The following is a 14,802-nucleotide window of genomic DNA, read 5'->3' as shown; positions in this document are numbered from 1 at the left end:
CCCTCTTTTCCACGTTAAGCTCGATAGGTGTTCCTCGTTATCCGTCGGAAAACGAACAATAACAGAAGCAGGAAGACGATAATGATGCTGAAATAGATCCAAGCCAGCGCGCTATTATATCCGTAATTTCCTACGCCGATGAGCTTGATGATCGGATTGAACGGAAAAGTGAACATATCGACGACGGTATAAATCAGGTTCAACATAATGAAAGGAACCATCGCCGGCAACGTGATCTTCCAGAATATCGCCCAAGGCGACGCGCCATCAATCCGCGCGGATTCGTAGAGGGAGCTAGCCAACGTCTGCCGACCGGCCAGGAATATAATAATCTGTACCCCCGAGTACCATAAGATGAGCACGAACCGGCTTAGCACTTCCATCATGGATCTCGTCCATACGTTATCGCCCAAATACGATTGCAGGTAAGCGTCAAAATGATATCTCTCCAGAAAACCCAAGCTTCCTTGCCCCTGATTCACGAACTCGGTAACGACATAGCCCGTGGAGAAGATGACCGGCAAAAAAAATACGGCTCTGAAAAAAAATCTGCCATGAAACTTCTGATTCAATAGAATGGCGATCAGGAACGAGAAGACGAGTATAATCGGGATCATGATTAAAGCTTCCTGCATGAAGGGAATCAACTCATCGTACAGAGCGGAGCCGGAGAAGAGGATTTCATTGTAATAGCCCCAGCCCTTATAGGTGATTTGCGGTCCAGTCGGCAATATTCTCACGTTGTGAAAGCTCATATAGAGGGAATACGCTAACGGGAACGCTAGGAACATCATGAAGCCGATTATCCAAGGCGCGATGAACAGCATACCCTCCAGGTTGCTCAACGTATGCCTGCTTAGCCTTCTCCGCTTCATGGAAGTCTCCCTCCTTCAATGACCAAGTAGCTGACGCCTTGGACGGTCATGCGATCCATGCTGTAGGGCTCATTATTGTAATTGACGATAATCCGCTTACCGTTCGAATAAGTCGTTTCCTTAACCCCTTCGGCCAGCGTGCGGTGCCTTACGATCCATTCGTTCTGCACATCGGATAACGCTTCGTTGAATTGCTCGTACTGAGCAACCATCTCCTGCCGCCAATCTTGGTAGTTCGTACTATAGAATCCATTCAACCCGATCGTGTTCAGTAGCGCCTGGGACTTGGCGTAGGACAGCACGAAGGACGGCAGCATCCCATACTCCATCCCCCGTAAAAACGAAGTCGTATCATCATCGCTAAGATTCGCGTATTCGCCGGAGTAGGAGACTAAGCCATGCAGCGTCATCGGGATGAACGGGATCGTCTCGTCGACGAACAGGTCGTAGGAGTAGTTCTGCGCAATATCGCTGAGATGGTCCACGAAGGGCAACGCATATAGATTCGCTTGGCGAGCTTTGGCATGACCGAGGTTCTGTCCGGCGTATTGTATCGTAGCCTGCTGAATTTGCTTCGCTTCTTCCCGATCCGCGGCGTGTTTCTTATTGAAGTCGCTATTCAAGAGCCGACCGTTATCGTTATCGAACGCAAGCCCATCCGCACCTAACGCTTTAAACATTTCCATGTCGGAGCGAACGCGCCCCTCGATGAATCGACTGCTAACGAGTGTTGCCTCGCCGCCGGGAACATTAACAGCTATGATTGAGCCGGCAAGATCTCTGAGGCCGTCGCGCCGTCGGTCGAACCCGCCTTTGCCCGTATTATTGAAGGCGTACGATTCCGATTCCAAATATACGGATATCCCCCGGGAATGAGCGTGAGCAATGAAGCTAGCCATCCCTATATTCCCGCCAAGCTCTCCTGCAACGGGGAACGACCGCCCATACTTGCCGTACCCTCCCGCTTCCCATCCGATATAATTGACGGACATATTCTTGATCCCTGCGGTTACTAATTCGTCAATGACGCGTTTGGCTTGCTCCGTTGTCGTAGCGGGGACATAATTTTCCCGCAGGAACCCCTTCTCCGGACCTCCGCCAAGCAAGCTGATCTGCATCGGAATATTGTCCGGTAGATCTTGCAGCCTCTCCATGCCCCCCTCTTCGATCCAATACGTTCTATAGCGTTCGGCCATCCCGGAATAATCCGCATGCTCCGGGTCCAACAAGTAATAACGGGTTACACGATCGTAGCGAAACCTGTCTTCTGTGAAGGTCGTGAATCCTTCCTCGCGATCCGTGCTCGTCGGTTGATAGAAGGAGGAACGATAGAGCTGCGCGACCGTTGCCCAGTTGTACGCGCTTAAGCTGCCGGAAGGAGCGGCCAAGATTCTCGCGTACGCCTCTCCTTCTATGACTTGGGCTAGAAACGCCTTGTCCCCGGACTTAATGCCGAATACGGGTGCCGTAATAGCGGCTCGTTGCGACAACTGCTTATTGTAGCTGAATGCCATATCCTCGCCGTATATTCTCTCATCGTAATAATCCTTCACGTTCCCCCGATTCGGATTGAACCGAATAAGCGCGCCCGGTCCATCCGGAATCATCAGATAACCGTCTTGGCCGACGGATTGCTCCGCGCCTAAAAATGGATACAGCCGGATGGATACCAGACTGCTAATCATGCGTACGGCTTTCGTAACCGAATCCTTCAGTTTCTCGTCTTCGATCGCCGCTATGTCCACGCTGTCTCCAGCGATCAGCGATTGCTTCAGCGACTCGTTCTTAATCCCCGCGAGATTCACTTTGCGCTCCACGAGATGATCGTCTACGATCGTCGTCGCTACGTAATCGTGCTCGATGACGACTTGGACCGGAATTTCGAAGCCCCTCTCCGGTATGTCGAACGTAAGCCGGAAGCCGTTCTCGATAAGCTTGAAGTCCTTGATCCTCCCGCTATCGGCAATAAAGTCGCTTTCCTTCTCCAGATCTTTTCTGATGTCCAGCTGGACGTAGCTGTACATCACGGGAGACATCAGGTGTTGGCGCCATATCCCCTTAATGGTCTCCGATTGCCAATGCTCGGGATCCGGATAGGACCGGAACAGCTGCCCGCTTCGTTTATCTAACACGATAAAATGGCCCGTCGAACGGTCCACCTTCAGTTGCAAGAGGGACGATTCCGCGGCGATCTCGAATTGTTCGTCTCCCGGCAACGAACTGACCTTGGATTTGACCGACTTCTCCAGCACCGTATTCTCCATCGTCAGCGCCTTCAGCGCATGATCATCGGGGGTGAGCGCATCACCCTGCGTATAGACGATCAGGAGGATCAACGCGATGACGGCGGCTTTCACGCCGATACGCCTATACTTGCGCAAGTACGTCATCGGATCGACACCTCCTTGTATACCGCATTCAGGAATCTGATGAATTCAGAGCTAAGCCCGAATAGGATGAAGATCAATACCCACAGGAGTACGATGGAGATGATCGTGAGCGTTAGATTAATGATCGTTTCCTTGACGCTATAGTTCTGCAGCGCTTGAACCTGCCAGAAGAACAACAATCCGCACCAGATGACGACGAGTCCATTCATGAACGCGTATATCGAAGCTTCCGATAGCGTCATTAGATTGGATATCGCGGTAATCGGAACGACTAGCAGAATAACCGGGAACAAAGAATAGGCGCTGCCGACGAAAACATCCTTGAATCGCCCTTCGCCTAAGTAAATCGAACTGATTAAGTAATGGCACACGACCCAGGAACAGAATACGGCCGCGAATTGAATGACGATCGTGCTGCTACTCACGCTTCCCTCGGGGACGGCCTGGAAGGAGAACCCCGTATATACCGACTTCAGCATGAGGGAGACTACGACGCCGAACAGCAGCAGGCAAGCGCTCGCATATCCACCCTTGTTGGCATATCGCAGATCGGCAAATCCATCTATGGGATGTTTGAGAATAGAGAAGGCGAATCTCAACTGTTCGATCAGCTTGACCTTGCGCGGATACAGTCTTCTCGCCATTGGCCCAGCCTTGGCAAGAAGGCCGAATTTCTTGGCTGCCCATGAGGCGACCAGCAGTATGATCAGCGCATTGGCGAACGTTGCGAAGTGCCGTTGAAACCAATGCAGCCGAACTTGCCAGAAGGCGTCCGAATACCCCCTCGCATGGCCCGAGAGCTTAAAGTCGTCCATCGCAAGCTCGTATTGCCCATCATGATAGGCAGCTAAGCCTAAACCGTAGTATGCAGGAGAAAAGTTGGCATTCAAGCGTACGATTTCGCGCCAATAGCTCTCGCTCTCCGCGTATTGACCTCTCTGCGTGAGACGAATCGCTTCGTGCACCAGATTCCCGAATGCCGTCGGTTCGAATTTATGAATGAGATTTTGGGAGGCATCCATAATGAACAGCTCGTTCTTCGAGTTGGTCCCGATCGCAGAAGCTTGATCGATGACGCCTAGTCTCGTGCTCCCGCCTTGCCCCGATCCCGTCCAATAGAAGAGCAGGTTGCCCAATTTGTCATATTGGCTGACCCTGTTATACTTGCGGTCTATCGTCGTCATATTCCCGTAGATATCCACGTCCACGTCGACAAGGTCCGCGGACGGATATTCCTCGGTCGCGGTAATCTCTCCGAAGCTTAATCCGCTCAACCGGTTATCCCCGCTAATATTGAACTTCTTGATTTGCTCCGATTGTACGCCCAGGGTGGTCGTGTAGATGTACCCCGTATCGTCCATGTCCACGTTCGTGATCGGATTCGGCAATAGCCGGGCCTTCCTGCTTAATTGTTGCTCGGAATACAGCATGCGCTTCACGATGTCCATCCACGAGGCCTGGGTTTTGTTATTCGCGAAAAACCCATGGAACTGCCCCTTCGAATCTAACTGCATTAATCCGTGGTAGCTCCCCTTGTTGACGATATATAGAAATCCGCGACGGTCCACGGTCACCTTCGTCGGAACATACTGGAACGATTCGGATAGAAATTTGCTGTCGGGCCGGGCGAATTCTTGTACTATTCGGCCCTCTTCATTAATCTTAACGACTCTTCCGTTACCCGTATCCGCGATGTAGATCAGTCCATCCTCTTGCACGAAAATGCCCTGCGGGTTGTTCAGCGGGCTCTCCGCGACTTCGATCACCCGGATCAAATTGCCCGCCGCGTCCAGACGGACGACCCGATTATTGCCCGAGTCCAGCACGTAGATCCCATCGTTATGGTCGATGAACATATCTTGCGGCTGTTTGAAGGGGGACAACAGGGTCTGGGTCCCTGTCCCGCCATCTCGGCCTTTGGACGGTATGAAGAGCGCGCCGCCCAAAACGGCCACGGGCGTATAAAAAGGCTGCGTGTGGATGGAACGATTGTAATGATCTCTGCTGAACGTTTCATACGGAACGTTCGCGAATACGCCGCAAGCCATGCACAAGCTGACGAACAACATGACGACGAACAGAATACCAACCCTCATCGCCGCCATCATTTAATACCCGAATGAGCCATCGTCGCGATGACCTTATGTTGGAAGATCAGGAACACGACGAGCTGAGGCACGAACAAGATCAGTCCCCCTGCGGCGGCGGCTCCTTGTCTGGCAACGGAATTGCTAAGGTTGGAGGTCAACGAAGTCATATAAAAAGCCAAAGTCTTCATCGCCTCATCCTGCATAAACAAGCTGGACGTCTCCACGTTATTCCACGCGAGCTGGAACGCTAAAATTCCGACGGTGGCGAGCGCGGGAGAGACGATCGGTAGGACAACCCTCGCGAATATCCCGAATTCGCTAGCGCCGTCGATCTTCGCGGCGTCCATTATTTCTGCCGGAACCTGATCGACGAACTGCTTCAACAGGAATACGCCGACGGGAAGAGAGACGATCGGCAATAGATGGCCCCAGTAGCTGTTCATGATGCCTAGATTGGAGACGACTACGTAACGAGGTATCGTGAGCACCTCCGCGACGAAGAGCAAGGATACTACGATAACGGAGAAGAGCACGGTTCTACCCGGAAATTTATGCTTGGATAGCGGATAGGCGCATAAGGCGCTCGTTGTGATCATGCCTCCCGTTGCCAGCATGGTTACGATAATGGAATTGAAGACGTACCGGCTAACGGGAATATAGGCATCCTCCGAAATCGTAAAAAGCTCGACGAAATTTTGCAGCGTCGGATTTCTCGCGATCAGGTTCGGCGGGAACAAGAACAGCTCATGAAAAGGTTTAAGCGCGTGATTGAATAAGTAGATGATCGGCAGGAGCATGATGACGGCAAGAAGAGTCAAGAACAACAACAGAACGATCAAGAACGGATCCGCTCTTCTTAGGGTTCTGAGGGAGAACGTTCTCCTTGCATACAGATACACGGCCTTGCTATTCACGATCCGTATCACGCCCATCCTCCTTCGTCCCAAGCAAGCTCCAGCATAGCTTCGTAATGAGCAGCATCATTAGTAGCATGATGACGGACACCGCCGACGCATAGCCTAACTCATAGCGGATGAATCCATAGTCCTGCACATGGTTCAGGATGAGCTGACCGGCATATCCCGGGGTCGGATTCTGACCCGATAATTGGACGCCGATATCCCCGGCCTTCAACGTCTGCGAGAGGGACATAACCGCGGCGAACAGCATCTGAGGCTTCATCATCGGAATCGTAATGTACATAATCTCTTGCAAGCGGCTCTTCATGCCATCGATTCTGGCTGCCTCGTACAACGTTCTATCGATATTCAATATACCTGCCAATAGCGCTAGGAAGCCTACGCCCATGCCGGACCAGATCGATACCGTAATCATGACGTTCAATAAGTAGTCCTTATCCGTCACGAACAGGATGGGACTGTCGACGATATTCCAGCGAAGCAGCATCGCGTTAATGTACCCCGTTCGATCGCCGGTGAACATGACTTGCCAGATGATAACCATCGCGGCCCCCATCGTCAACGATGGGGTATAAATTGCCAATGCGTATACCGTTCTGATCGTCCGAGGAAGCTGCGAGATCAGCCAAGCGAGCAAGAAGGCCAGCATATAGCTGACGGGTCCGACGAACAGGGCGAACTTGAACGTATTGGGAAGAACGTCGCGCAGGAACACCAAATCCTGAGAGAACAAGCTTTGATAATTCATCCAACCGGCGAAGGTCGGAAACTCGATCGCATTGAAATACGTAAAGCTAAGTCCGACCGCCATCGCAACGGGGATTATCGTGAAGACGATGAATGCGATCAAGAACGGCGCAATGAACAAATACGAAATTCGCCACTTCCAAACGTCAGCGAACCAGCTCTTCAATATAGCGATCAACCCCTGTCCATGGGTCGTTAACTTCCGGCAAATTCAACGTCTTCAACACGTTGCCTCGCCGATCGACCATATCGAATTCCTGCTGCTTGCGAAGCAACTCGCGATTGATTTCCTGGATCGCTTGTTCCATGGACGTTCTCGGGTTGACGCCGTCGATGACCGTGCGAATCCATGCGAAGTTCAATTCCCGCGCCGTCATATAACCGCCCGGAACGACCGGCAGATCCTTGTACCATCGCCATTGCTCCAGCAGCACTTGCAATTCTTCCGGCTTCCAAGGCATGTTCGCGAATGCTTGAGCATTGGCGGAATTCCATCTGAATTGCTCTCCGTAGAACTGCTCTAGATGAAGTCCGAATTCCGTCTGTACCTTGGAGGACGTATACCATTGCAGGAACTTCCATGCCATCTCTTCCTTGTCCGGATCCGAATGGCTGAACATCATGGCCGCGGACATGCTCGATCCCGCAGACTTGCTTTGTACATGTCCCGGAACGGCGTCGGAGATGCCTCCCGACCACCTTGCGACCGTCCCGTCTTCCCTCGCCGTTCCGGGAACGGGTGCGATGCCCCACAAGTCTCTTAGCTCGGGAGCGGCTACCGTTAACTGCAGAAATTGATTGAAGTCCGCGATGCCGAGCGGCATATAGCCTTTCCTGAATTGGTTGTAGAAGCTCTGCACGGACTTCTCCAAGCCGTACACGTTATAGAGATCGGTCCACTTCTCGAACGCGGCGTAAGCCTCGGGGCGATCCAAGCCGGACTTCAAGCCGTCCCGTTCATATAGTTGAACGCCGTTCTGATTGAAGATCGTCGAGAAGTCCTTGGGCTCGATATAGAAGTTGTAATCGTTCTGCAGCAAGGTGGGCAGCAGCGCATACACGTCATCCCACGTATCGGGAATTTGCAAGCCCAACTGCTTCATAATATCTTTGCGGTAGAATAGAACTTTGAATTGCACGGTTTCCGGTATGGCGTAATAGCCGCCTTCGTGGTAGAACGGCAATAGAAACCCGGGACTATAGGAAGAGAAGAGCGCATCCGCGCCTTGCATATCCGATAAATTTCTCGCCGCACCCCGCAGGGCAAGATCGTAGGGCATATCCCCGGGCACGCCTAGCGCCACGTCGGGCATACTTCCCGCGGAGTTGGACAGGATTAGCAGCTCCGGCTGCTGCACCAGGTTGATCTTCACCTTCATCCCGTATTCGGGGGTGAAGCTTTCATCGGCCAATTGCTGCAGCTCGTTCACATAGTCGCGACCCCACATCATCCAAACGTTCAGCGTCTCTTCGTCCTCTTGCTTCAAGTTATTATCGCTATCGAAGGAATGGTAGAACGAGCGAAAGGAAGCCGATAGCCGTTCGGTCCAGCCCGCCGTCATGTCCGGAGCCGACTCGCTTGCCGGAATGAGGTACAGCTTGTCGACCTGCAACGGACTATCGATCAAGAAGCTGCGCAACGACTCGATGCTCTCGCGCATGGACACGAATTGCGCCTGCCGATTAGGAATTTTGTTCGGTTTCTTGATTAAGGCATTCAGATCGCTTACGGCGGACTCGAGCGTCTGAGATACGTTCTCCCTCGCGCCATTAATGGCGATCACCTGCGCGGCCATCTGCTTGAGCAAATTCCGGGTCCGCTCTAAGCGGCCGAGCAAATCCGGCATATCCTCCTCGACGCTCCACACGCGGTATTCGTCTCCTTGACCGCCTGTTGCCGCCTTGAGATCGACCTCGATTCCCCTTAATTCGGAGGATACGATATCGAGCTGGCTGAATACTTTCCTGAACGGCGCATTGGATGCGGTCAAGGTCAACGTATGCCGTCCTTCTTCAAGATAAAATTCATAGTCCTGATTCTCGTCTCCCAGTACTTCTCCGGTCCAACCCCCGTGATACGGAAAAGGATAGACCGACGCTTCCTCGAAAGGAATCGCGCCGTCGATATAGAGCGTACGGAATACCGATAAATTTCTTCTGAAGTTCTGCTTCACGCGCATGCCGATCTTGTATCGGCCCGTCTTCGGCGCGGTGAACGTCCACGTAACGGACTCGCCGCCCTTGAACCACCGCCATCCGCCGACCGTATTGTACTTCCTGTCCTTGGAAGAGGCCGGGGTCGTTCCGGCATCGCGATCATTGCGCACCTGGATCGAGGTCGCGTTCTTCGTCGTCAGCTGTTCCGCTTCGATGATTACGATATCGCCTTCATTGTCCGCCGTGCCCGGATAACCGATCGCTACGTCCTTATAGGTCGGCAGGGGCTCGGGCGCAGTGAAGCGCAAAGCGAGTAGCGCTACCGGTTCGCGCAAATGCGTAAGCTTGATCGTATTGATCCCTTCTTGCAAATGCCAATAGAGAGGCTGCGGGTAAGCCCCCTCCGAATCTCGTACGGCTTTGGTTCGCCAGCTTCCGATCTCTTCCGTGCGGGGGCGCATATCGTCTCCGTTATCATCTTGCGTTAGCGGCCACAGGTCCTTGAATTCCCTTTCGAATTCCAGGCTTCTCGCCTCTCGGAACGGCGTCTCCCGATTCATCTCCACGCTGAACGTCACCGGACCGAGGCTAGCCTGGTTATCGCCCGTGAGCGGGTAATAGGTCAGTTCCATCGCGTATAAACCCGCCTTAGGAGCAACCACCTCGTATTCCACGTAGCCTCGCTGATTGGACCAGATTAACGCGCGGTCCTCGCCTTGGAACGAACCGATTCGCGCCTCTGCATCGTCGGAGAGCTGCGTATATCTATCGGCGTTAACGACGAAATCGGAGTCGGCATCCTGCAGACCCGATGCTCTCCATTCATCCAATGCTTGATAGTAGTAGGGCTCGGCTTGGCTATCGAATACGATCTCTTCCATCGCGACGGCAGGCTCCTCGATCCCGTCAGCGGATAAGAGAGGGTTGATCGAACCAGGCAGACTTAACGTTATGGCCAGCCATAACAGGAACCCCTTGTATAGATAGGGCAATCGTATGATAGAGAACCCACGGTCCACGCTACTCCCCCCTTAACCTCTATTGATCAGTTCACCGCTGCCGTGGGCGAAGAATAATGCCTTCTCCATATTGAAAACCATCGACAGCTTATCTCCGTTCGCGAACGCATGGGTAGGGTCTACGCGGACGGATATGCGTCTGTCCATGTGCATGTTCATGTAACAATAGCGATCCGAGCCGATGAATTCGCTATATTCCAATAGTCCCTCCATGTTGTACCGGTCGTCTAGGGAACTATCAGAGGCAACCAAGCGAATGTGCTCGGGTCTGATGCCAAGCACGACCGTCTTGTCGACCTTCCCTGACTGCCGCAAGGAATGGGCGGCTTCTCCTACGATAGGAACAATGTACCGTCGGGACCTGAATTCCAATCGGCCATTATCTTCTACCGTGCCTTCGATGAAATTCATCGGCGGGGAACCGATGAAGCCCGCAACGAATAGATTCGCCGGACGATAGTATACGTTCTCGGGGGTATCCACCTGTTGGATAACCCCCTTATTCATCACGACGATTCGATCCCCCATCGTCATCGCTTCGATCTGGTCATGGGTCACGTACAAGGTCGTTACGCCGATTTTGCGGTGCAGCGCGATAATCTCCGCTCGCATCTGCACACGCAGCTTGGCGTCCAAGTTCGACAGCGGCTCATCCATGATGAACACTTCCGGTATTCTGACGATCGCCCGCCCGAGCGCCACCCGTTGCCTTTGACCGCCGGAAAGCTCTTTGGGCTTGCGATTCAAGTAGCCCTCGATCTCCAGCGTGCGCGCCGCCCGCTTCACGCTGAGATCGATTTCGTGCTTCGCGACTTTCCTCAGCCTTAATCCGAACGCGATATTCTCGTACACCGTCATGTTCGGATACAACGCATAGTTCTGGAACACCATCGATATGTTACGGTCTCTGGGCGGATAGTCGTTCACCAACGTATCCCCGATATAGACCTCCCCCTCGCTGATCGCCTCCAATCCCGCGAGCATGCGCAGCGAGGTGGACTTTCCGCAGCCGGAGGGGCCGACGAGCACGATGAATTCCTTGTCCGCGATGTTCAAGTTGAAGTCGCTGACCGCTATTTCGTTATTTTTCCCGTATCTCTTGTATACGTGCCGGAACGAAATGCTCGCCATATTCACGCCTCCGTCTGCTTCTATTTCATCTGTCTCTCGTTCTCCACGCGCTCTTCGGCGGCTTCTTGAACGTTACGAAGATGCGTGTTCGTATCCGCTTTCATTCTTGCGAAATCCTTCATCATGTTCCACGACGTATTCTCGACGATGTGCTCGAATTCATGGTAAGATTGCGGACCCGGGGCCGGTGAATGCTTGAAAAATGCCGCCAGGTTCTTATCGGCGAGCGCCGGGATATCCGCCGCGAACTGACTGTTGACCTCTTCGCTCACGAGCACGGAAGGCTTGCCTTCTCTCGATCGCATGGCCTGATATTCGTCGGATAGAATGTAAGCGATCACCTTGAAGGCGTCGTCCGGATATTTGGTCGCCGCGCTTACGCCGATGACCGGACCTTGCGCCATCGGATCTACGCCGATCAGATCGTCCCATACCGGATAGGTAACCATATCCCATTGCATGCCCGTCTGTTCTTCGGCGGTCGCCAGCGCGGAAGTAATATTCCAGATCGGCAGCATCGCGACGTTCTGGTCCACGATGAATTTGCCGCCGAAGCTTTGAATTAACGCGCCCGGATCTTCCCCGTACAAGTTGCCGGGAATGGACCATACTTCATGAAGCATGTCGTAATACTTGACGAACGCCGGCTCCTTCGTATAGAGCGGCTCGCCCGTCTCGGGATCCGCATAGTTCGTATTCAACTGGCTGAAGGCCATATTCGGCACGTCCAAATCCAGTCCGCGGTATTGGATGTCGCCGATCGTGCCCGTAACTTGCTTGCTAAGCTCGATGACCTGGCTCCACGTCATATCGTCCGTAGGATAATCCACGGCGAATTTATCGAAAATGTCTTTGTTGTAGTACATCGCATGCACGCCGCGTTCGAAGGGGAGCGTCGGAATCGTCCCTTTGCCGAAGTTTTTGGCTCTCGCGATCAACCCCGGTTGAAGCCGATTGATATCGAATTGATACTTGTTCATCAGCTCCGTCATGTCCATCGTCAACCCTCTCTGTTCGAGGAAGCTGACGTGCTCATGGTTCTGGGCTTGAATAATATCGGGAATGTTCCCTTGCGCGACTTGCTCCTCGATGTTCGTCTCCGATGCCGGAATTTTTTCCAACGTGATGTAGGGGAATTTGTCCTCCACCGGCTTTTTCCATACCCGTTCGAAATCCTCGTCGTTCCAATCCAAGTTTATTTTCAATGTGATCGGTTCAGGCTCGGCTTCCGTCTCCGGTGGCGCGCTCTCCGTAGCCGTCTCCGTGTTCTCCGCCGTCGACTCGGTCGGCGCCGCGCTTTCCTTCCCGTCGGAATTCGACCCCGAACAAGCAACCAGCGAATAGATCATGACCATAGCGAGCATAACAATCGACACTCTCTTGAATGGCATTCCATCGACCTCCGTATGAAGTTAGATTCAGTTGTAGTTTACTTGAAAGCGCTAAACATTCAGATAACCTACGTTCTGTTTTGGTATCGTATATTCGTCACTTTGAGCCGCGGAAATTAAATAAGGTCTCTTATATTCATCCTAGGATGAATATAAGAGACCTTATGATGAGTGTGGAGTATTAGCTTGTATGCGGTGCCGCTATCTCAGCTCGGACGCGGAGTTGTCTCGCTAACCTCGCCGACCTCGCCGCTTCCCTGCTTCTGTCTAGCGAAATGTAGCTGGCGATATTCGGCCGGCGTGCAATTCACTTCCCGCTTGAACAGCTTCAGGAAGTGCTTGGAGCTGTTGAAGCCGACCTTCACCCCGATATCGTACACGCGCAAGGTCGTCGTATTCAGCAATTGCTTGGCGTACTGGATCCGCAGCCGAATGACGAAGTCGATGAAGTTTACGCCGGCAAGCCGTTTGAATTGCTCGCTGAAGTAATTTTTGCTCATGTGAACATGATTCGCCACTTCCTGCAACGACAACTCTCCATGATAGCGCTGCTGGATATAGGAGATGGCCAATTGGATTGCGTGGGTGCTCCCCGAGTCCGCGACGACAAGCGGCAATCTGCCGTCCTCCCATAGCGTTCGAAACTCGTATCGAATGAATTGGCATAATTCCGCAAGCGAGTCCAGCTGTTTAACCTCTTGGAGCTTCTCGATAATGAGTCTGATCGTTTCCTCCGTGTTAATCCTGAAATTCCCTGTCCACATTAACGTTAACAGGCTTTCGGATTGCACGATGATCTCTTTCCTGCTAAGCGTTCGATTCATCCACATCGCAATGCACTGTTCGATGATTCGCTCGCTTCCTTCTTTATTCGATACGGCCAGCATCTGCGAGAATCGTTCCCGGAGCGAGATCCATTGTTCATCCTCCTCCGTACGTTTCGGTTCTCTATTCGGACGCGCGCTTATTTTCCCCATATACAGCTTACCCTTCCCTAGGAAGAAGGCTTGCTCCAATGCCTTGCCCGCCCACAAGTAAGCATCCGGCATGTACTGGATTTGCCGGAAGGAAGGGCTGATTCCGACCGTGTAGCAGATGCCCTCCGATAGCAGCCGAAGATGGAGCTTCTCGACGATCGGCCCGGCGCTTCCCTGATGATCGGGCAATATCGTGACGAACTCCTGTTGATCCGTATCGAAGCTCAACACTTGCTCGCACCATTGCTTGAGGTTGTCCTTCGTCGTCTGGATGTTCAGTATTCGTTCGAGGGCAGAATCCTTGTCTCCGGGAGAGGCGCTCTCTAGCCTCCATACGACGAGAACCAGAGAGTCGTCCAACCATTCCGGAAGTGAGCTCAATGCGATTTTTTCTCCGCTCCATACTTTCCGAAGCGAAGCTTCCAACTCTATCGATTTGCTCTTCTCCGCTTCCCTCATATAGTAACCCGATTCGTGCAAGCGGGCCGACGTTTCGTCCAATTGGATTTTGCAGACGCGCATAATTCGCAGTAAATCGACCGGCTCCATCGTCGGCTTCAAAATATAATCCACCACGACGCCCAGCTTCACGGCCTTCCTCGCGTAATCAAAGTCGCTATAGCTGCTCACGAGAACGACCTTGATCTTGGGATAACTTTCGCTCAGCCGCTTCGTCAGCTCCAGTCCGTCCATGAGCGGCATCTTGATGTCGGTGATCAGCACATGAATTTCCTGTTGCTCCGCGATCCGGAGCGCCGCCTCGCCGTTCGCGGCTTCCCCCACGAGCTCGAAGCCTTCCTCCTCCCATCGAACCGATGAAGAAAGGCCAAGGCGTATCATCGGTTCGTCATCCACGATCAATACGTTGTACCGCACTTTATCGACACCCCCGATGGATGGAAATCTATTACTTTTTAAGGGCTATATCTGGATCATACCATAACAACCGCATTCAACAATGGACCTCGCCAAAATATGGAATAATGAATACCAAATCCGAAAATAAGGTCCTATTCCGAATCCGCATGCTTCATAGATAATGAAACTAGTAAGCTACTCGATTGTTCGAAGGAGGGAAGTAGACGATAATGTAAGCGCTTCACAA

The 14,802-nt window shown here is 52.6% G+C and carries 9 protein-coding genes; all 9 read right to left on the bottom strand.

Features of this window, described 5'->3' with window-relative positions:
* Window positions 1–14: 14 nt before the first annotated feature.
* Window positions 15–875, bottom strand: coding sequence for a carbohydrate ABC transporter permease (locus ACFPQ4_RS13800; RefSeq protein ID WP_378112442.1), 861 nt, complete (start codon window positions 873–875; stop codon window positions 15–17).
* Window positions 872–3,265, bottom strand: a complete 2,394-nt coding sequence (locus tag ACFPQ4_RS13795; RefSeq protein WP_378112441.1) for a DUF5696 domain-containing protein — start codon at window positions 3,263–3,265, stop codon at window positions 872–874. The genes ACFPQ4_RS13800 and ACFPQ4_RS13795 overlap by 4 nt, the downstream gene beginning before the upstream one ends.
* Window positions 3,262–5,361, bottom strand: a complete 2,100-nt coding sequence (locus ACFPQ4_RS13790; protein WP_378112440.1) for a YIP1 family protein — start codon at window positions 5,359–5,361, stop codon at window positions 3,262–3,264. The genes ACFPQ4_RS13795 and ACFPQ4_RS13790 overlap by 4 nt, the downstream gene beginning before the upstream one ends.
* A gap of 8 nt (window positions 5,362–5,369) precedes the next feature.
* Window positions 5,370–6,272: a carbohydrate ABC transporter permease gene (locus ACFPQ4_RS13785; protein WP_378112474.1), complete on the bottom strand. Its 903-nt coding sequence runs from the start codon at window positions 6,270–6,272 to the stop codon at window positions 5,370–5,372.
* A complete protein-coding gene (locus ACFPQ4_RS13780; protein WP_378112439.1) occupies window positions 6,262–7,188 on the bottom strand; it encodes a carbohydrate ABC transporter permease in 927 nt (308 codons plus the stop codon). The genes ACFPQ4_RS13785 and ACFPQ4_RS13780 overlap by 11 nt, the downstream gene beginning before the upstream one ends.
* The gene (locus ACFPQ4_RS13775) at window positions 7,169–10,198 is read right to left on the bottom strand and encodes an extracellular solute-binding protein (protein WP_378112438.1); all 3,030 of its coding nucleotides are present in this window, start codon (window positions 10,196–10,198) and stop codon (window positions 7,169–7,171) included. Before ACFPQ4_RS13775 ends, ACFPQ4_RS13780 begins: the two co-directional genes overlap by 20 nt.
* Before the next feature lie 12 nt (window positions 10,199–10,210).
* Window positions 10,211–11,329: an ABC transporter ATP-binding protein gene (locus ACFPQ4_RS13770; protein WP_378112437.1), complete on the bottom strand. Its 1,119-nt coding sequence runs from the start codon at window positions 11,327–11,329 to the stop codon at window positions 10,211–10,213.
* A gap of 20 nt (window positions 11,330–11,349) precedes the next feature.
* Complete coding sequence (locus ACFPQ4_RS13765) at window positions 11,350–12,720, bottom strand: ABC transporter substrate-binding protein (RefSeq protein ID WP_378112436.1); 1,371 nt, start codon at window positions 12,718–12,720, stop codon at window positions 11,350–11,352.
* Window positions 12,721–12,926: 206 nt separating this feature from the next.
* Window positions 12,927–14,573, bottom strand: a complete 1,647-nt coding sequence (locus ACFPQ4_RS13760) for a response regulator transcription factor (protein ID WP_378112435.1) — start codon at window positions 14,571–14,573, stop codon at window positions 12,927–12,929.
* Window positions 14,574–14,802 lie beyond the last annotated feature (229 nt).

The sequence above is a fragment of the Cohnella yongneupensis genome, from assembly GCF_042655785.1.
Classification (GTDB): Bacteria; Bacillota; Bacilli; order Paenibacillales; family Paenibacillaceae; genus Cohnella; species Cohnella yongneupensis.
The sequence above is the reverse complement of the archived record's forward strand: the minus strand, read 5'-3'. Positions and strand labels throughout refer to the sequence as shown.